Source organism: Microcystis sp. M090S1 (assembly GCF_020246295.1).
Taxonomy (GTDB): Bacteria; Cyanobacteriota; Cyanobacteriia; order Cyanobacteriales; family Microcystaceae; genus Microcystis; species Microcystis aeruginosa.
The window spans coordinates 14,265-32,318 of the sequence record NZ_JADBTF010000392.1; the positions used below are offsets into that span (position 1 = coordinate 14,265).

Here is an 18,054-nt window from a genome sequence, read left to right on the forward strand (position 1 = left end):
TGATAACTGAAAAACTGTCTTAATCACTAAATCGCGGTGTCATACAATAGGGACAATCGAGCCATTCTGGTTGTAGTTCGGCGCGACAACCACGACAGATTAAACCGCTTTTCCGTTTGGCTTTTAGTTCCGCTTCCAGACCGGAATCGGTAAATGTCACCCGTTCCACTTCTTCGAGGGTGGTGTAACCCTCGCGCACCAGATTTAAACTATAGGCTAGGAGTGTCACCATGCCCTCATCGACGGCCGTCTCCTTAATGCGATCAGTGGTTGCCCCTTGGTTAATTAACTGCTGTAGTCGTTCACTATTTTGCATTACCTCATAGACCCCGACGCGACCTTTATAACCGCTGCCACCACATTTGGGACAAAGATTACCCTGTTTTCGCGCCTGTTGAATTTCCTCTAGGGTCAGGGTATTAGCCTTATAAAAGGTCACTTCCCGTTCATTGGCGGCGGCAAGACCAAAATGGGCTAATTCCTCTTGGGTGGGGTGATAGGCGACTCGACACTCGGTACAGACGCGCCGCATGAGACGCTGGGCCAAGACTCCCAAGAGAGAACCAGAAATCATAAACGGTTCAACCCCCATCTCATCGAGACGAGAGATCGCACCTGCGGCATCGTTGGTGTGTAGGGTAGTTAAGACCAAGTGACCGGTCAAGGCGGCCTCGATCGCTGTTTTAGCCGTTTCCTTATCCCTAGTTTCTCCCACCAGAATCACATCCGGGTCTTGTCGCATGAAGGCCCGCAGAATCGAGGCGAAATCCATGCCTTTTTCGCGAATTACCTGCACCTGGGTGATACCTGGTAGAGAATATTCGATCGGATCTTCGGCCGTACTAATATTGACCCCGGGGTGATTTCTTTCGGCTAACACCGAGTATAAACTGGTGGATTTCCCCGAACCGGTCGGGCCTGTCACCAGCAACAGACCAAAGGGACGACTGGCCATGTCTCGGACGATTTGCAGGGTCTTTTGGTCGGTGATTAGTTTATCTAAACCCAACTGGGTAGCCGAGTTGTCGAGAATCCGTAAACAGACTTTTTCCCCGTAGCGACTGGGTAGGGTATTAACCCGAAAATCCACTTTCCGCCCTTGATATATCCGCCGAATTTTACCATCTTGGGGAAGACGACGTTCGGCGATATCGAGATCGGCCATGATTTTAAAACGGGCTGTCACCGCCGGGGTAATTTTTTTCGGCAGTGGATCAAAAGCTTGATGAAGAACTCCATCTTTGCGAAAGCGAATTTTCAGGAATTCTTCTTGGGGTTCGATGTGAATATCGGAAGTCCCTTCCTGTAGGGCTTTAGCTAGAATTTTATTGACGAGGTTGATGACGGGGGCTTGATTAGCGTCCCCTTCTCCGAGATCATCGGCCGCTTCATCGTTAGCACCCCCGGAGGCCACATCAATATTGCCGACAATATCGGTGAGATCCGAGAGTTTTGCCAGTTCTTTTTCTTTTTGCCGTCGGGCTTTTTCCTGTTCTAGTTCCGATTGAGCCGAGTGGAATTTTTCCAGTAATCTTTCATAATCTTCGCCAGTAATCACCAAACGCTGTAAACCTAAATCCTTGGGACGGAGAATACGATTAATATCGTCGGAAGCCTCGAGGTTGTCGGGATCGACCATGGCTATCAAAATCGCAGCCGGCTCTCCTTCGATCTTTCGCAGGGGGATGAGACGATAGCGACGACAAAGATCGATCGGAATCAAAGAATCGATCAATCGGGCTATTTCCAGTCCATCCACATCGGTTAATTCGGGGTCGAGCGATTCGACTCCGTAGAGAATTTTTAGTTCAAATAACTGGTTTTTCTTATACTGTCGCTGTAAATCCGGGGGCAAAGGGCGCCCGGTTAGTTGTTGTAATATTTCTACTAGCGATCGTCCCGATTTCCGTGTTTCCACTAGGGCCTGTTGCATCTGGTCGGCACCGATATAGCCCGACTGCACCAACTTGTTACCAAAGGGCGAAAAGTAATTGCGCAGGGCAACGGCACGGGTTTTCTTGGAAGAAAATGTCATAGACGATTCTTAACCTCTCCACTACCCTTAAATGTTCCCAATTTTACTAAGAGAATTATATTCTAGCAAAAATTTTTCTAGATCACCGATTATCTATCGGGGTCGCTTATATCCAGTTACGGATCTTGTCCACAAAATGTTACATTAAAGGTTAAACCTTGATTATTAGCTGGTACTTCAAGACCAAAATTAGCAGTAAATGGTCATATATTGCCAAATTACCCAATAAAATTGTATACTATGAGTGCAGAACCGAATAACTCAGTAATTTTCGACGAAAACCAAGAATCCTTTCCTAATTACCCCGAATCCCTTACAACCGAATCGGAAGCCAGTGTCACCGATGAAGCCAAAACGGTGACGAACCAGGCAGCCTCTAGCGAGGAATTTTCCCTTCTAGGGGGAATGACTATCGATGCTCTACAAGAGGAAATCGACACTCTCAAACAGCAGTTAGAGGAACAAACCCAGCAGGTTGATGCCTACAAGAAACGCTATATCACTCTAGCGGCCGAGTTCGACAATTTTCGCAAACGCACAGCCAAGGAAAAAGAGGAACTGGAAACAAAAATCAAGGGCAAAACCCTGATGGAAATTCTTGGCGTGGTGGATAATTTTGAGCGCGCCCGTACTCAAATTAAACCGGCTAATGATGGCGAGATGGGTATTCACAAGAGTTACCAAGGGGTCTATAAAATCTTAGTAGAGAGTCTCAAGCGTTTAGGCGTTTCCCCCATGCGTCCGGAAGGTCAACCCTTTGATCCTAGCTACCACGAAGCGATGATGCGGGAGTACACCGATGAACATCCCGAAGGCACGGTGGTCGAGCAGTTAGTGCGAGGATACACTCTCGGAGAAGATGTTTTGCGTCATGCTTTGGTAAAAGTGGCCGCCCCCAAAGAGACAGATCCTAACGCTGCTCAGTCAGAATCTACTTCCATTCCATCGCAGGAATCAGTCTAAAATCCCGATGGGGATTCAAGCAGTTTGAGGGTTAGGTATTAGCTGGTAGGGTCTGTATTCCCTCCCTATCCCCTATCCCCACTGAAAGACTTTTTCTCTCTTGACCTGTTGATCTTTTAATTAAAAACGCTTCTATACCCAAGGATTTTGCTCCTTGGTAATCCTCTTTTTTACTATCGCCAATATGCCAAGCTTGTGCGGGGGAACAATCATGTTTTTGTAGGGCGATTTGAAAAATTTCCGGATCGGGTTTAGCCGCTCCTGTCTGGGAAGAAATCGTGATCGATCGAAAAAAATATTCTAAGCCTAATTCAGCCAAAACTTGGTAGATACGACTATCAAAATTAGAAATAATGCCTAACTCGATCCCCTGAATCTGCCAGAGTCTTAAAGCGGGAATGACATCCTCGTACAGGACCCAAGGCTCGGCCGTGGCAAAATGATGATAAAGTTCGCCAAAAAAAGCCTCAAAATCGGGAAATCGTTCCAGATAACCTAAATTATTAAAAACTGCCCCAGTCAGCGATCGCCACCAGCGATACTCTAACTCGGGAATTTGTGCAGGTTCAACCTTAGGAAAAGCTAGGGGGGGAGAAGTGGGGAAAATAGCCAAGAAAGATTGTTCTAGACTCTCGGCCGCCACCTCTACCCCAAAATCCGCCGCTATTTGACTATAAATTGCTCCGACACTGCCTTTTACTCCAAAAAGAGTCCCCACAGCATCGAGAAAAATAACTTGCGGTTTCTGCATGAGAGTTTTGTCTATAACGGTCTGACTGAGGTTTTTAGGGTCGGTCCTTTAGCTGGCCTAACAAACCTAACAATTGCTCATTTTAAAGGATTATGGCGAAAATTCTCGGATCACTTGCCAAACCCTTAACACCTCTGCCACTGTCCATGCTTGGGCAAAAGCGCCCCTAGGGGTAAAAGGGGCATTACCATCGAAAATTTCGCTTAAATTACCGATACAGCTATCCCGAAGATGGTCGATCATCGGTGTTAAAAAACTCTCAGCTAGAATGGGATCGCGATAGACTTTCAGATGGGCCTCGATAAATGCCCCTAATAACCATCCCCAGACTGTCCCCTGATGGTAGGCACTATCTCTTTTTAAGCGATCGCCACTGTAAACGCCACGGTAATCAGGATGAGCGGCATCTAGCGATCGCAAACCGCGAGAAGTCAACAATTTTAAAGCACAAATATCGACAATGGCCTTTTTCTGTGGGGAATTTAATAACTCCTCCACCGACAAAGACACGGCAAAAAGTTGATTCGGTCGTAAACTGGCATCATTACCCTTTTCCGTATCCAAAACATCGTAACAATACCCCATAGAATCATCCCAGAAGCGAGAGAACCCTTTTAGGGTCATTTTTCTCATTTTTTCGTAATCAGTGGCATCCATGCCCAAATAATGGGCAAATTGAACCATTATTTTGAGGGCATTGAACCAAAGGACATTAATTTCTACGGGTTTGCCGATGCGGGGAGTAATCACCAGATCATCAACTTTGGCATCCATCCAAGTTAACTGTACTCCCGCTTCGCCGGCATAGATCAAACCATCGTCATCTAGGTGAATATTGTAGCGAGTACCGCGACGAAACCAAGCGATCACTTCCGTTAAAGCGGGATAAATAGTTCTGAGAAACTCAAAATCTTGGCTTTGGTTAAAATAGGAACGAATGGCTTCAAAATACCAAAGAATAGCATCGACAGCGTTATATTCGGGCATTTCTCCCCCATCGGGCAGTAAATTCGGCAATAAACCCCGGTCTAGATAACGGGAAAAAGTTAGTAAAATCTGACCTGCGATCGCAGGTCTGCCTGTAGTCAAAGTTAATCCTCTGAGGGAGATCATCGTATCGCGACCCCAATCACAAAACCAAGGATAACCCGCGATTATCGTTTTGCCCTCCGGTTGATCCCGGAGAGGACGACTAACGATAAACTGGTCGGCAGCGAGGGTAAGTTGTTGAATCCATTCGGGCTGCTGGGGATTAATCAGACTATTTTCGTAGCGATAGCGAGACTCTAGAGAAGATTGACCGTCTAAATTCGGATCGGGACGGGTACTAGCGGCAATTGTCACCGATTCTCCCACTTTAAGAGTAGCCGAAAAACTAGCACCATGGAGATGATTTTCCCGATCGATTAAACCACGATAACGTTCCACGGCCAAATCAAAGCGATAATACCAGATATGAGCGGGAAAAACCTGTCCCTGACTGATTAATAGATAAAAAGGTACAGCATTGTCATAGGCAATCACTCTTACTCCTTTTTCCAGGGGACTAATAGCCATTTGCCAGTTAAAACCCTGGGTATTGCCGTGAAAATCACGATAATTGACAAAAGTAGTCAGATTGAGAGTTAGGGGAGAATTGCCACGACGGTAGGTATAGTGAGTATAGGTGGTATTTTCTCCCTGTTCCATCCAAATGCGCTTTTCTAGTAAGGCATCCCCACAGATAAAAGTCCAGACGGGAATTGTGCCTTCGAGATGAAAACTTTCGATATTAATATAGCCTTGCGGTTCGATCGTAGCACCTAACCAGCGATTGCTGGCCAGATGATAAATTTTCTGGTTATATTGTACCGATTCATCGATTTTAGTCACTAGCAGCGTTCTTTGCGTCGGTGGAGCCAAAGCAGCGATCAAGAGGCCATGATAACAGCGAGTTAGCAATCCGGCCACAGTTCCCGCGGCAAAACCACCGATACCATTAGTGACTAACCATTCGCGCTTTTCAGCCACTGGGAGACAATTACAGATATCTCGACCAAAACGGAGCTTGACCATGGGCTTCCCAATTCCTAGTAATTTTGTTATAATAGAAAATTGTGTCTTTATATCTATAAAGTAACTCTATCTTAAGGAGGAAAATCGGCAGTGAGTAAACGTACTTTAGAAGGAACCACGCGCAAACAGAAGCGCACTTCCGGATTTAGAGCGAGAATGCGTAGCGTCAACGGACGCAAAGTAATTAAAGCTCGTCGGAAAAGAGGGCGCTATCGTTTAAGTGTTTAGGTTATTCTGGGAACCGACTAATTTTCGTGGGACTACCCCAAGTTCATCGCTTAAAACATCGACAGGATTTTCAAGCTGTCTATGGAAAAGGGAGGCGTTATCACGGTTCCCACTTAACCTTAATTAGTTTAGAGGATTCTTGCCCAGATCACCCTCTCCCCAGTCGTTTTGGTATCTCGATTAGCAAGAAAGTTAGTAAAAAAGCGGTGGTTCGTAATCGACTAAAAAGGCAAATACGAGCGGTAATTCGGCAGTTATTGCCAGAAATAGCAGCAGGATGGCGAGGGATAATCATTATCCGTCCAGGGGCGATCGAGTGCAATTATGAACATTTTTTGCGAGAATTAAAGCAGTTGTTAGTGAAGGCCAATATAATTCATGGGCATTAAAGAAGAAACTTTTTATGAAGGGGGTCCGCACATCGGCGACCTAATCATCAATATCCTGCTAGGATTTACGGTGATTTGTTTACCTTTGACCGTTGGGGCAGTGGTGCGCGCAATCTGGTTAAGATATAAGATAACCGATCGGCGGATTTCGATCACCGGGGGTTGGATGGGACGAGATCGCACAGATATTATCTATTCAGAAGTGGCAAAAGTGGCGAAAATGCCGAGAGGAATTGGTCTTTGGGGGGATATTGTCGTAACTCTCAAGGATAGAAGTCGTTTAGAAATGCGCTCGATGCCGAAATTCCGGGAAATTCATGACTATATTGCCGAAAGAGTCGCCGATAAAACCGGTCGTCCCCTAGAATCGATCATAAGTCAATAAAACAAAATAATCGATCGCCGAGATTCGATAAATTAGATTTGTTACAGTGCAACCCCATTAAACGAGAAGGCATAGATTAAACCCATGGATTTTGGAGTCGGATTTATTTCCACAAATATCATGTTGCCAATCCTAGATTTTTTCTTTCGGATTGTGCATAGTTACGGTTTCGCCATCATTGCTTTAACGCTGGTGGTGAGATTTGCCGTCTTTCCCCTCAGCGCCGGCCAGATTCGCAATATGAGAAAAATGCGAATCACTCAACCCTTGATGAAGGAAAGACAGACAGAAATTCAACAACGCTACAAAAATGACCCGCAAAAACAACAGGAGGAAATGGGCAAATTAATGCAGGAGTTGGGCAATCCCCTAGCGGGTTGTTTACCCCTGTTATTACAAATGCCGATTCTTTTGGCCTTATTTGCGACTCTGCGGGGTTCCCCCTTCTCGGACATTAACTATACCGTCGATTTACAAGTGCTGCCAACCGAACAAATCGCCCTCGTGCAGCGCCAACCCTATGCCACCAAACCCCAAAACGTCTATATTGACGAATCTCTCCACTATCCCATCACCGCTTTTTTACCCCAAGGCAATAAAATCGCCCCGGGAGAACAGGTAAAAATCGACCTGCAAAACGACCAGGGCAAGTCTTTAAGCCAATTAGCCACGGAAGTACCCGAAAATAACCTAAAACCCACCTACGAGGTGCTTAAAGGGCAAGAACTGGTGCAAGTTAATGAAGACGGTTCCATCGCCGCTTTAGCCCCCGGAGATGCCAGTATTAAAGTTATCGTGCCGGGGATTGCCGCTAATACGGGTTTTCTCTTTATTGAGGCCCTGGGAAGAATTGGGGCAACCGGTGCGAATGGTGAAATTCACTGGGATATCTTGGCGATGGTGATCGCTTTCGGTATTAGTATCTATGTTAACCAAGAGTTATCCGGTGCCGGCGCGCCTTCGGGGGGGGCAGCCCAACAACAGCAAACGGTGAATAAAATCACCCCGATAATTTTTAGTATGATGTTCCTGTTTTTCCCCTTACCAGCGGGGGTATTGATGTATATCTTAACCGCGAACATCTTCCAAACTATTCAAACGGTGATTTTGATGCGGGAACCGTTACCGGAAAACCTGCAAAAATTGGTAGCGCAACAGGAAAAAACGGAAAAATCCCGCGATGCTCTCCCCTTTGAAAAACGTTCTAGCAAGAAAAAGGAAAAAACATCGTAATGAGTATATGGGAGCAAAATAGCGAGAAAGCTAAACAATGGCTGGAAAAACTGCTAAAGTTGATGGCCATGCCCGCAGATGTCCAGATTGGTGTGCAGGAATTGGGAACTGGACCTTCCTCCTGTTGGTTAATTATTGATAGCAGTCAATTGAGTCCCCAACAAGTGGAACTTCTCCTCTCTAACAAGGGTGAGGGACTCGATGCGATTCAATCCCTAGCTAATACGATTCTGAATATTGGTGTCGAGGCGGCAGAACATCAGTTCTATATTGTCGAAATCAACGGCTATCGTCAACAAAGACAGGCAGAACTTTTCGACTGGGTGAATCAAGCGGCGACGCAAGTGCGGCAAACAGGACAGGAAATAGAATTAAAAGCCCTATCTTCGGCGGAACGTCGCCAAATTCATGCCTTTTTTCAGGAAGAAAACGATTTAACCACGGAAAGTCGCGGCGTGGAACCCGATCGCCGATTAGTAATTCGTTTAAAATAAGAGCAAAGGGTGGGGTAAAACCTGCCCTCTTTTTTATTTTAGGCTTTAGCTTTCTTGTTCACTCTAAAATTGAGTTGAGAATTACCACGGCCGTGGAGATATAAAATTAGAAAATACGACCACCTCGACGGTTGGGAGCTAAACCACGATTACTGGGTGTAAAGCAGTAGGCATCGCGATTGATTCGTCGAATATTCTCTTGTAAAAATCGATCACAATTGCCCTCTGGAACGATAATTGTTTGATAGAGCGATTTTCCCGATAGATTACGATAGTAAGGAATCCAAAGAATACCCAGATTTTGAAACCCATATTTGAAGTGTAGTTCTTCCCCGCGTTTCTTTGCTTCGTATTCGGTCTTCCAAGCTGACTCGGCAATTACTCGCAGACCTTCAAAATCGGCACTGTGCCAGTCAAGACGTGGAGCTGCGAAAACCTCACCGAAAAATGTACCCGAAAATGCCATGGACATCATCAATAAAGTGATTTCTTTTCTGATATTCACGAAAAATTGATAACTGAAATATTTTTTATTTTAACCTCAGTTCGAGATAAGCCGAAACCCTAATTTTACCCTAGCCAGTCAGTCCTATTCTTTCCTGAAAGTCATGGCACAATCTGCTTAACCGGAACTGACGTTATTTTAGCCAGATATCTCCTTTCTCTTCTGTCTTTTCGCCTTTTTTGCTCTCAAAGCTCTGGCAGCCAAAATTTTGTCATCGATTGACGTTGTTAATCGTGCGATTAACTCCCCATCCAACTTTAAAAACACCCTACACCCTACCTCCACGAAAAACTTTTTGCCGCAAACCCTAGTTAATAACTTAACTTCAGAGCATTTACAGGTACATCATCCCAAGATTCTACGGTTCTTAAAACTGCTACCCACCCCGCTTGTTTTTGTTCGTCCGTAAGACTGGTTAACCAACTTTGATGACAATCTTTTGCTGCTTGTTCATCTTGACAGGCAATACAAGCTTGTACTAAACCGCAGGGGTCAATCTGTTCATTTACCCAAATAATCATAGTTAATAGCCCTACTTAACTTTATTATTATAATCCATTGATCGCCCACAGAGAAACTTTTGATATTCATAACCTGTTACATAATTTGAGGATAACTCTGAGAGTTGACAGTCCGATAAATCTATTGAAGAATGGAAATTAATTAACCATAATTCAAAAAGGGGAGAAGATGGCAGATTAAAATTTGGCTTTTGTTCTGGGTTAACTAAGATAAACTGAGGGTTCTTATCGGGAAATCTTTGGTTAAATTCCCAAGCAATTCCCATCATTTCTCCCACCTGCACCAAACTCCTATAGCTAGTGGCAATTACTAACGGATAACGGCTATTATTTTCGATGGTGGTAACTAATTTATCCGGGCGATAATACTTACGATAGCCTAAATTAAAAGTAACACTTAGGGAACTAACTAAAGCCATGATAATTACAATAATTACTATTCTTTTCCGCTTCCTTTGCCAACAATTGTCTAATAAAATTGCCAGAATTAAAATTACCGAGGGAAAGTAAACAAAACTATATCTAGCTCCCCGGGTAATATCGATCGAGAGCAGATAGGTGATGACAAAGAAAATAGCAATTGAACTGAGAAAAAATGCCGAGAGAATGCCTAATTCTGGTTTATAGGAGTCTAGCCACGCTGTTTTTAATTGTGGGATAATCCAGAGAAAAAAACCGATCATTATTGCCCCAGAAATCAAGATAATTATTAAAGATTCTGATTCAACGGGGAGCAGGGAAAGCATGGTGATTAATGTTCCCAGCAATTGAAAAAAGGGGCTAATTACTGCTAAAAAACTATCATTGTCTCTCTGAATCCAACCAGTCATCTGATTGCCATAATCTTTGGGTACAAACGTGATCAACCAAATAACAATAAAGCTCAAGTTACCTAAAAAAACTAAACTTAAACGCCACCAATTAGTTATCCAAAAGTTTTTTTGTTTGATTTGATTGAATAAAATCAATAATAAAGTTATTGCTTCTGCTAGGATAGTTAAACTAAAAAAATAGTGGACTAATAACCCTAGACAGTTGACAATTAACCAGAAAAAAACCAAAGTATGGGATATTCTTTTATGGTGGATAATTTGGCCGCTTGCCCTAAGAAAACAGCCTAAAGATATGAGGACAAATACAACCGCTAAAGTATAATGGCGCGCTTCTTGGGAGATAAAAACCCCGTAGGGAGAAACCGCCATTAAAATCGCCGCTAGAAAAGCGATCGAGCCTGATTTAAAGACCAATTTACTGATAAAATAAATTAAAGGAATCGAAATAACTCCCCAAAATACTGCCAGCAATCGCATCCCTTCTAAAGATACATATTCTCCCCGATCAAAGAATAATTTATTCCAGAGATAGGCGAGAATAAAATATAAAGGTGGATGATTGTCCTCCTGAATAACTAATTTAATTACATCGCCAATAGTTGCCCGATCATTGCTCTGGAGAGGTGCGAATAAAGTGGCGAGGGAAATTATCTGATTTAACGGCACTATCTGGTAATTATTGCCAATACTAAAAACCATAGTGGCAAATTCATCCGTCCAGGGAGGTTTGCTAGTTAATTGTGTTAACCTAATAACCAGTCCCAAAATTATTACTAATCCTAACCAGCAAAAATCAGACCAAGCTAACCGCTCCTTGCTTCTTTGTTGTAGATCAGAAATGACTGTAGATAAATTCAATTTAATTGTTATCTCCGAAAGATTCGATTATTTTAACCGCTTCCGATGGTGAAATATCTTGACGGCAATTAGGATAATCATACTCCTCCCGGGCAATTAATGCCCCACTGAGACGATAAAAATATTCTCCCATTTTCATCCAGTCGGAATACAAATCGGGTTCGGGAAATTGTTGCCTTAATTCCGAGTCTTGGGGTGTACCATAATTGAGCCAGTATCCTTCTCCAAATAGTGGAGAATTGAGCGCTAGGGTTCCCTCTAATTCTAAACCATCATCGCCCCTGGCGTTTTCGATTCCTTCCACCAAAAAACAGCTATTCTCGGCATTTTCAAAGAGGACTGCGTATCCATTCCCCTCTTCTGCGAGGATTTTAATCTCGCTGGCCCGAAATCCGGGAGGGATATAGTTAGGTAAAATAATCTTAGCATCTAGCGATCGCAGTTGTTGCCGTTGACTGGCGCTCAAAGTTACCGTTTCTGCTCTCAGATATTGCCCCTTGTCAATAATAACAATAGATAATCCTAAAACTAAAGGCCAGAAAAATTTTATGGTCATAATCGCTGTTTCTAGGGTCATATTCTGGAGAATATGTCAGTTTTTAGGCAATTTACTGATTATTTAACCAGATTAATGACGAATATTGCCCTTTTCCTGTTCCCGATTCCCTATTTACCGATTCTAATCGACACAAAATCATAGCTTGTCTGTGGATTCCACTTTTTTCCACTTCTGTCACCCGGAATTATGGGACTGACATCACCCCAAACCCTCTAGTATTCTAAGGTTATCGACAGGAAAGAGAGGTAACAACCATGTTAGTCAGCCACCAAAATCCAACTTTTGTCCGTAACTACTTAATCGCAGTTATCTCCGTGGTGATGATGGGTGTGGGAGTTGCCGATCTCGTCAATAATCCCTCTCGAATCGCTCAACAAAACCGTCTTGATGGTTATGGTCGCTATGTTAGCGCTGGTTTGGTTAGTGGTGCGGTCAATAATATGCGTTAATTTGCCTCTGATTCTCAATCCTGTTTAAAAGGTGTGAGGAATTATGAATTATGAATTATGAATTATGAATTATGAACTGGGGAGAATAAATAAAAATAATCTCCTGACGACCGGCTCCTGACTCCTGAATCCTGACTCCTGACTCCTGATAACTAATAACTGATAACTGCTTAAACCCAAGAATGGAGAGCGCGTAATTGGGGCGTTTTTTTAGCTTGGTGGCTCTGCATTCTTTGTAAAACATCATCGAGAATTGTCACCGCTTCGCGGATATATTCCCCCTTATTAAGCATGACACATTCAGCCCTTTCGGCCATAGCGGCATCCGTAATCTCGGCCCGGGAAGGAATACTTTTCTTGACCAGATTTTCTAGGACTTGGGTGGCCCAAATTACCGGAATATGGGCCGCTTCGCATAACCAGAGAATTTCCTCTTGAATTTCTGCTAGTCTTTGATAGCCAATTTCTACGGCCAAATCACCCCGGGCAATCATCACCCCAAAAGGTTGTTTACCGGCGGCATGGATGATTAATTCGGGTAGATTTTTCACGGCTAAAGGTGTTTCTATTTTGGCCACGATTGCTTTTTGTCGCCAAGCATCCCCCAAACGACTTTGTAACTCTAGCTGTAGTGTCTCGATATCGCTGGCTTTTTGCACAAAAGAGTAACCGATAATATCGGCATTTTGGGCAATAAAATCCAAATCTTGTCGGTCTTTTGCGGTCAAAGGATCGATATTTAAGACGGTATCGGGGAAATTTAGGCCTTTATCTGCTTTGAGTTTTTCCCCTTTCTTCCTGGCGTGGGTAATTTTTAGTAAAAGACCTTCCGGCATTATGGCAATAACTTCAGCCCCAATATGACCATCATCAATCCAAACTTTCGCCCCGACGGGAATTTGGGGAATAATCTCCGGTTGGGAACAATTAGCCTGAAAATACTGAGGATGGGCGGTATGGGGCGGTTGGGTGGTTAAGAGGAGAAAATCCCCTTGATATAGTCTGGTTTGGGACTGGGGGGCTAAAATCTGTTCTAAACGGATTTTTGGGCCAGCTAAGTCCATATAAACCTTACAGGTATGTCCATTGACTAAATTTTCGGGATTTTTGACCGCCTCGCGCAGATTTTCGATCATTCCCTGCCACTCTTTGGGTCCATCATGGGCGCAATTAATGCGAATACAGTCCATCCCGCAACGCAGTAATTGTGCAATAAAATCGGGGTCGGTTGCCGCCTCCGTCGGCATTGTCACCATAATTCGCACCCGACGCCGGGGGGAAGGCAGACCGAAAACTTCGGCGCTATGGGAGGCTAAAAGTTGATCTCCTTGGAAAAATGCCTCTAAAGGGGGATGTTTGGGTAATAATGAGGCTTCTTGATGACAAACCGCCCCTAAAGTGGCAATTACCGCATCGAGAGTCGGTAAAACTTTCGATTCAATCCGGCCTAGGGAAGATAATCCCCAGGGCATTAAAGCTAATTGTAAATCCCGGATATCTTCTTGTCTCAGGGCGAGATAATAGGCTAAATTACGGGTGCTAGGTTGAAAATTCTCCTTTTCAATGAGGTTTTTCCACTGCTGCAATTTCTCCTCTCCTTCCACTGTCACAAAATGCCGTAACCTTTGCAGATGATGGAGGAGAGTTTGGGGATAGGATAATTGTTCTCGCTTGAGTTGTTCTGAGAGAGTTAAAGACATAAAATTGAGTAAAAAGTAAAAATCGTCAATTAAGTAGGGAGGCACAATTATTTGTAGGATGGGTTAGCGGTAGCGTAACCCATGCGGGCGTTGGGTTTCATGCTTCAACCCAACCTACGTTCATCTTATATTTAATTCCACCCACCTACTTACTAAGGCAATACTCGCCTAGAAAATGCTCACTTTCGCCGCTTATATTGCTTTTGGCTGGTTATGGGGTCAGTTCTCAGGTATAATCTCTCTGTTTCTATACTAAGCAAATATCCCGTCTCTAGAAGTTAATTTTTGCTACGATTTATGGCGGTTATCTTAACGGTGAGTTGGGAAGTTTTGGTTTTCGGTGGTCGGTGGTCGATACTAAAAAAGCTAGGTTTATCGGTGAAAAATTATCGATAAGCTTCCCTGTCTTATGCCTTTGATAAAATTTAAAATAATGGCGTACATTGGCTGAATAAATTATCTTTTTTAAGCTATATTAAAGGTGCATAGAGTTATTAGTAACTACAGTATTAAGTTTTATGAAGGGAGGGAATGCTCCAGAATCGCGACTATAATGATTGACACTCCCAATGGCCTCATCAATAGCTTGATATTGAGATGGTTTTCCTCTAAGCTTGTACTCTAAAATGAACATCTTGCCTATCGACCGAACGATCGCAAACTGTTATAACATACTAAAATTAGGTTGACAACTGTTCTTAGTGGTGATTCACTATTTCTATACTGGTCGGCTTTTCATCTCATCGGTAAAACCGAGGGTTCCTTCAAGCCGACATTTTAGGTAAACAGATCATTCCTGTGTCGGCGAGAGCGAGAAAATATGTCTGCCACTGAATACGAAGCAATTATCGGTTTAGAAACCCACTGTCAACTCAACACCAAAAGCAAGATATTTTGTCCCTGTCCCACCAACTTCGATAGTCCCCCCAATACTAACGTCTGTCCCATCTGTTTGGGTTATCCGGGGGTGTTACCCGTCCTTAACCAAGAAGTCCTGGCCAGTGCCGTTAAACTGGGATTAGCTATCGACGGTAAAATCACACCTCATAGCAAATTCGATCGCAAACAGTATTTTTATCCCGACCTGCCGAAAAATTATCAAATTTCCCAGTATGATCTCCCTATTGTCGAACAGGGTCAACTAGAAATCGAGATCGTCGATAAAAAAACTAAGGAAGTTAGCCGCAAAATTATTGGCATTACCCGTCTGCACATGGAAGAAGACGCGGGAAAACTGGTTCATGCCGGCAGCGAACGTCTCTCCGGTTCCACCCATTCCCTCGTGGATTTTAATCGTACAGGTGTACCATTATTAGAAATTGTCTCGGAACCGGATTTACGCACCGGGGCCGAAGCGGCGGAATATGCCCAAGAATTACGGCGTTTAGTGCGTTATCTCGGCATCAGTGACGGTAATATGCAGGAAGGTTCCCTGCGCTGCGATGTCAATATTTCCGTTCGTAAAAAAGGCACTAAAAAGTTCGGGACTAAGGTAGAAATTAAAAATATGAACTCCTTTAGTGCTATCCAAAAAGCCATAGAATACGAGATCGATCGACAAATTGAAGCGATTGAAAATGGCGAATTGATCGTACAGGAAACCCGTCTTTGGGAAGAAGCTAGTCAACGGACGATTAGTATGCGTAAAAAAGAAGGTTCTAGCGATTATCGCTATTTTCCCGAACCGGATTTACCCCCCCTAGAAGTCTCCCCCGAACAGTTAAAAGCTTGGGCGGAAGAATTACCGGAATTACCCGCTCGTAAACGTCGTCGTTATGAAGAAGAATTTGGTCTTTCCGCCTACGATGCCAGGGTTTTAACCGATGATCGCACCGTGGCCGAATATTTTGAAACTGCTGTAATTGCGGGGGCAAATGCGAAATTAGTCGCTAACTGGATCAGTCAAGATATCGCCGCTTATTTGAATAATAATAAGCTGACGATCACAGAAATTGCCCTGCAAGCGTCAGACTTAGCCGAATTAGTTAAACTGATTGAAACGGGAACAATTAGTGGCAAAATTGCTAAGGAAATTTTACCCGAACTTCTCAGTCAAGGCGGTTCACCAAAAGCGCTGGTGGAAAAGAAAGGATTAATACAAATTTCTGACAATTCTGCGATCGAAAAACTGATCGAGGAAATTATCGCCTCCCATCCAAGCGAGTTAGAAAAATTCCGGGCGGGTAAAACCAATCTTAAGGGATTTTTTGTCGGTCAAGTCATGAAAAAAAGCGGCGGTAAAGCCGATCCTAAATTAACTAGCCAAATCTTAGATCAAAAACTTTCTGGTTAGTTATATTCAGTGATCAGTAATCAGTAATCAGTGGGGAGCTTTTTTTCAGTGATCAGTAAACAGTAATCAGTGAACTTAAAACTCAAATCTGATAACTGGTAACTGATAACTGATAACTGGTAACTGATAACTGATAAGTAGCTGGTTATAATTAAATTGAAGATAGATTTTAGGTTCGATCCCCCCTGCCCCCCTTGATAAGGGGGGTGCCGGTAGGCGGGGGGATCCCCCCTTAATAAGAGGGGCATCTGATAACTTTTAACGCCTACTTACTTAACTGATAACTGATAACTGATAACTGAAAATGACCTCGCAATTAAAGCCTAATAGCCCAAAAATCCTCGCTGTTGTCAACGGTAAAGGTGGTGTGGGTAAAACCACCACTGCGGTCAATTTAGCGGCAATTTGGGGGCAGAATCAGCGTGTTTTGCTGGTGGATGCGGATCCGCAGGGTTCCTCCACTTGGTGGGTAGAAAGAAATCAAGCGGGTATGGTATTTGATTTAGCCAAGCAAATTAATACCGAGAAATTAGGAGAATTGCGTCAAATTATCGAGTACGATCTGATCGTGATTGACACACCACCAGCTTTGCGTTCCGAATTACTTACCGCAGTAATAGCAGAATCAGATTATTTAATTTTACCGACTCCTCCCGCACCGATGGATTTAATGGCTTTAATTGACACGGTACGCACGGCAGTTAAACCCCTAGGAATTTCCTATCGGGTTTTGTTAACGAAAGTGGATTCCCGTAGTCTTAAGGAAACTTTGGAAGCACAAAATACTTTATTAGAATTAGGTATTCCTGCCTGTCATGCTTTTGTCAGAAATTATAAGGCCCACGAAAAAGCCGTTTTAGACGGGGTAGCTATTACCAATTGGCGCGGTAAAAATGCCCAAGAAGCCAGCGCCGATTATCGTCGTGTGGCCGAAGAATTAGAACGGGATTGGTAGATTTATCGACAGGTTTTCTAAGCACAATATTTTTGCAGTAAAGAAATCACTAAATCTAGACCATCGGGCTGAACTTGAACAGTATAGGCTTCGGCTTCAATTTGTCTGCTAAAACCCTGATAATTCATAAAAAATCTTCTGGTCATTGCCGGTGGTTCTATGGCTAAATTAAGAGCTTTAACTGTTTTGCCTCCATGACAAAGTTGAGCGGCATGGACAGCTTCATGAATTAATGTTGGTCGGGCAATACCTAAGTCAAAAACCAGGGGATGAATCCAAATAATTCTAGTTTTACTATCAAATAAACCGTAGGCTCCTCGCACTGGTGGCGGGGCAATTTTGACGATGAAATTGTGTTTTTCTAAAGCTTTCTGCAGCTGGAGAAAATCATGATCTGCCGCCGATAAATTTTCTCCTGCAGCTAATTGCATCCCTAGAAAAACAGCAGCGATTGTGTAATAAATGCCCATCAGGTGATAGTTCATATTAAAAAAATAAGTAGTCGTGCAAAATTAATTTCCTAGTCGAGACAGGAGACTCCGAGACAGGAGACGGGAGACGGGAGACGGGATACAGCTATTAGGGATCGGATTTGAGTTTTCAGTTCTCTGTTTGCTCACATCAGCAGAAGTCTGACGGAGTAGTGGCTTAGATGTGTAATTAATTGTGCTTAGATACTTAGGGCTTGCTGAAAAAGCCTGAAATGCCGATAGGAAAAAGGTTTCGACTCAATAACTGAACTTCCCCCGTATAAACATACTAGCTATGGCTAAAAGTCTTACAGAGCCTGAGTTAAAGCAATATAATACTAATGGACTACTGGACACAAAATCCTGAAGTCCTTACGC

General features: G+C 43.5%; 18 protein-coding genes. 9 read left to right on the forward strand and 9 right to left on the reverse strand.

What is annotated here, in order from left to right:
• Positions 1 to 19: 19 nt before the first annotated feature.
• The gene (locus IM477_RS17310; RefSeq protein WP_287732798.1) at positions 20 to 2,035 is read right to left on the reverse strand and encodes a GspE/PulE family protein; all 2,016 of its coding nucleotides are present in this window, start codon (positions 2,033 to 2,035) and stop codon (positions 20 to 22) included.
• A gap of 240 nt (positions 2,036 to 2,275) precedes the next feature.
• On the opposite strand from IM477_RS17310, the gene grpE reads away from it, so the two are divergent.
• Positions 2,276 to 2,998 carry a nucleotide exchange factor GrpE gene (grpE, locus tag IM477_RS17315; RefSeq protein WP_287732799.1) on the forward strand — a complete coding sequence of 241 codons (723 nt, stop codon included), beginning with the start codon at positions 2,276 to 2,278 and terminating at the stop codon, positions 2,996 to 2,998.
• A 31-nt stretch (positions 2,999 to 3,029) separates the two neighbouring features.
• Here grpE and IM477_RS17320 read toward each other — a convergent pair whose 3' ends face one another.
• Positions 3,030 to 3,749, reverse strand: a complete 720-nt coding sequence (locus IM477_RS17320) for an HAD-IA family hydrolase (protein WP_287732801.1) — start codon at positions 3,747 to 3,749, stop codon at positions 3,030 to 3,032.
• A 90-nt stretch (positions 3,750 to 3,839) separates the two neighbouring features.
• A complete protein-coding gene (locus IM477_RS17325) occupies positions 3,840 to 5,804 on the reverse strand; it encodes an amylo-alpha-1,6-glucosidase (RefSeq protein ID WP_287732803.1) in 1,965 nt (654 codons plus the stop codon).
• Between the two features lie 90 nt (positions 5,805 to 5,894).
• Here IM477_RS17325 and rpmH point away from each other — a divergent pair, with 90 nt between their 5' ends.
• From rpmH to IM477_RS17350, 5 genes are all read left to right on the forward strand, one after another.
• Positions 5,895 to 6,032, forward strand: a complete 138-nt coding sequence (gene rpmH, locus IM477_RS17330; RefSeq protein ID WP_002739276.1) for a 50S ribosomal protein L34 — start codon at positions 5,895 to 5,897, stop codon at positions 6,030 to 6,032.
• Between the two features lie 26 nt (positions 6,033 to 6,058).
• Complete coding sequence (rnpA, locus tag IM477_RS17335; protein ID WP_190359027.1) at positions 6,059 to 6,421, forward strand: ribonuclease P protein component; 363 nt, start codon at positions 6,059 to 6,061, stop codon at positions 6,419 to 6,421.
• Positions 6,411 to 6,806: a PH domain-containing protein gene (locus IM477_RS17340; RefSeq protein WP_002797763.1), complete on the forward strand. Its 396-nt coding sequence runs from the start codon at positions 6,411 to 6,413 to the stop codon at positions 6,804 to 6,806. The genes rnpA and IM477_RS17340 overlap by 11 nt, the downstream gene beginning before the upstream one ends.
• 84 nt (positions 6,807 to 6,890) lie before the next feature.
• Entirely contained in the window at positions 6,891 to 8,039 is a 1,149-nt protein-coding gene (gene yidC / locus IM477_RS17345) for a membrane protein insertase YidC (RefSeq protein WP_287732804.1), read from the forward strand.
• Positions 8,039 to 8,533 (forward strand): Jag family protein, encoded by a 495-nt coding sequence (locus IM477_RS17350; RefSeq protein WP_287732805.1) that lies wholly within the window; start codon positions 8,039 to 8,041, stop codon positions 8,531 to 8,533. Before yidC ends, IM477_RS17350 begins: the two co-directional genes overlap by 1 nt.
• Before the next feature lie 106 nt (positions 8,534 to 8,639).
• On the opposite strand, the gene IM477_RS17355 is transcribed toward IM477_RS17350, so the two are convergent.
• From IM477_RS17355 to IM477_RS17370, 4 genes are all read right to left on the reverse strand, one after another.
• Positions 8,640 to 9,038, reverse strand: coding sequence for a hypothetical protein (locus IM477_RS17355; protein ID WP_287732806.1), 399 nt, complete (start codon positions 9,036 to 9,038; stop codon positions 8,640 to 8,642).
• A 311-nt stretch (positions 9,039 to 9,349) separates the two neighbouring features.
• Positions 9,350 to 9,559: a hypothetical protein gene (locus tag IM477_RS17360; RefSeq protein ID WP_002739214.1), complete on the reverse strand. Its 210-nt coding sequence runs from the start codon at positions 9,557 to 9,559 to the stop codon at positions 9,350 to 9,352.
• A gap of 11 nt (positions 9,560 to 9,570) precedes the next feature.
• A complete protein-coding gene (locus IM477_RS17365) occupies positions 9,571 to 11,250 on the reverse strand; it encodes a glycosyltransferase family 39 protein (RefSeq protein WP_287732807.1) in 1,680 nt (559 codons plus the stop codon).
• Between the two features lies 1 nt (position 11,251).
• Positions 11,252 to 11,827: a cupin domain-containing protein gene (locus IM477_RS17370; RefSeq protein WP_287732808.1), complete on the reverse strand. Its 576-nt coding sequence runs from the start codon at positions 11,825 to 11,827 to the stop codon at positions 11,252 to 11,254.
• Between the two features lie 236 nt (positions 11,828 to 12,063).
• Between IM477_RS17370 and IM477_RS17375 the strand changes: the two genes are divergently transcribed.
• Positions 12,064 to 12,258, forward strand: coding sequence for a hypothetical protein (locus IM477_RS17375; RefSeq protein WP_002738625.1), 195 nt, complete (start codon positions 12,064 to 12,066; stop codon positions 12,256 to 12,258).
• Positions 12,259 to 12,428: 170 nt separating this feature from the next.
• On the opposite strand, the gene IM477_RS17380 is transcribed toward IM477_RS17375, so the two are convergent.
• Positions 12,429 to 13,958, reverse strand: a complete 1,530-nt coding sequence (locus IM477_RS17380) for a pyruvate kinase (RefSeq protein ID WP_287732812.1) — start codon at positions 13,956 to 13,958, stop codon at positions 12,429 to 12,431.
• Between the two features lie 820 nt (positions 13,959 to 14,778).
• On the opposite strand from IM477_RS17380, the gene gatB reads away from it, so the two are divergent.
• Both gatB and IM477_RS17390 read left to right on the forward strand, forming a co-directional pair.
• The gene (gene gatB, locus IM477_RS17385) at positions 14,779 to 16,251 is read left to right on the forward strand and encodes an Asp-tRNA(Asn)/Glu-tRNA(Gln) amidotransferase subunit GatB (protein WP_287732809.1); all 1,473 of its coding nucleotides are present in this window, start codon (positions 14,779 to 14,781) and stop codon (positions 16,249 to 16,251) included.
• Positions 16,252 to 16,555: 304 nt separating this feature from the next.
• The gene (locus tag IM477_RS17390; protein ID WP_158201433.1) at positions 16,556 to 17,206 is read left to right on the forward strand and encodes a ParA family protein; all 651 of its coding nucleotides are present in this window, start codon (positions 16,556 to 16,558) and stop codon (positions 17,204 to 17,206) included.
• 17 nt (positions 17,207 to 17,223) lie between these two features.
• On the opposite strand, the gene IM477_RS17395 is transcribed toward IM477_RS17390, so the two are convergent.
• Complete coding sequence (locus IM477_RS17395) at positions 17,224 to 17,676, reverse strand: DUF8637 domain-containing protein (RefSeq protein ID WP_287732814.1); 453 nt, start codon at positions 17,674 to 17,676, stop codon at positions 17,224 to 17,226.
• Positions 17,677 to 18,054 lie beyond the last annotated feature (378 nt).

Excerpts from the sequence above, each read along its gene's own strand:
- IM477_RS17325 (WP_287732803.1), bottom strand. The coding sequence starts at position 5,804 with ATGGTCAAGCTCCGTTTTGGTCGAGATATCTGTAATTGTCTCCCAGTG.
- IM477_RS17375 (WP_002738625.1), top strand. The coding sequence starts at position 12,064 with ATGTTAGTCAGCCACCAAAATCCAACTTTTGTCCGTAACTACTTAATC.
- IM477_RS17310 (WP_287732798.1), bottom strand. The coding sequence starts at position 2,035 with ATGACATTTTCTTCCAAGAAAACCCGTGCCGTTGCCCTGCGCAATTAC.
- IM477_RS17370 (WP_287732808.1), bottom strand. The coding sequence starts at position 11,827 with ATGACCCTAGAAACAGCGATTATGACCATAAAATTTTTCTGGCCTTTA.
- grpE (WP_287732799.1), top strand. The coding sequence starts at position 2,276 with ATGAGTGCAGAACCGAATAACTCAGTAATTTTCGACGAAAACCAAGAA.
- IM477_RS17320 (WP_287732801.1), bottom strand. The coding sequence starts at position 3,749 with ATGCAGAAACCGCAAGTTATTTTTCTCGATGCTGTGGGGACTCTTTTT.
- IM477_RS17380 (WP_287732812.1), bottom strand. The coding sequence starts at position 13,958 with ATGTCTTTAACTCTCTCAGAACAACTCAAGCGAGAACAATTATCCTAT.
- IM477_RS17395 (WP_287732814.1), bottom strand. The coding sequence starts at position 17,676 with ATGGGCATTTATTACACAATCGCTGCTGTTTTTCTAGGGATGCAATTA.
- gatB (WP_287732809.1), top strand. The coding sequence starts at position 14,779 with ATGTCTGCCACTGAATACGAAGCAATTATCGGTTTAGAAACCCACTGT.
- IM477_RS17390 (WP_158201433.1), top strand. The coding sequence starts at position 16,556 with ATGACCTCGCAATTAAAGCCTAATAGCCCAAAAATCCTCGCTGTTGTC.
- yidC (WP_287732804.1), top strand. The coding sequence starts at position 6,891 with ATGGATTTTGGAGTCGGATTTATTTCCACAAATATCATGTTGCCAATC.
- IM477_RS17350 (WP_287732805.1), top strand. The coding sequence starts at position 8,039 with ATGAGTATATGGGAGCAAAATAGCGAGAAAGCTAAACAATGGCTGGAA.
- IM477_RS17360 (WP_002739214.1), bottom strand. The coding sequence starts at position 9,559 with ATGATTATTTGGGTAAATGAACAGATTGACCCCTGCGGTTTAGTACAA.
- IM477_RS17340 (WP_002797763.1), top strand. The coding sequence starts at position 6,411 with ATGGGCATTAAAGAAGAAACTTTTTATGAAGGGGGTCCGCACATCGGC.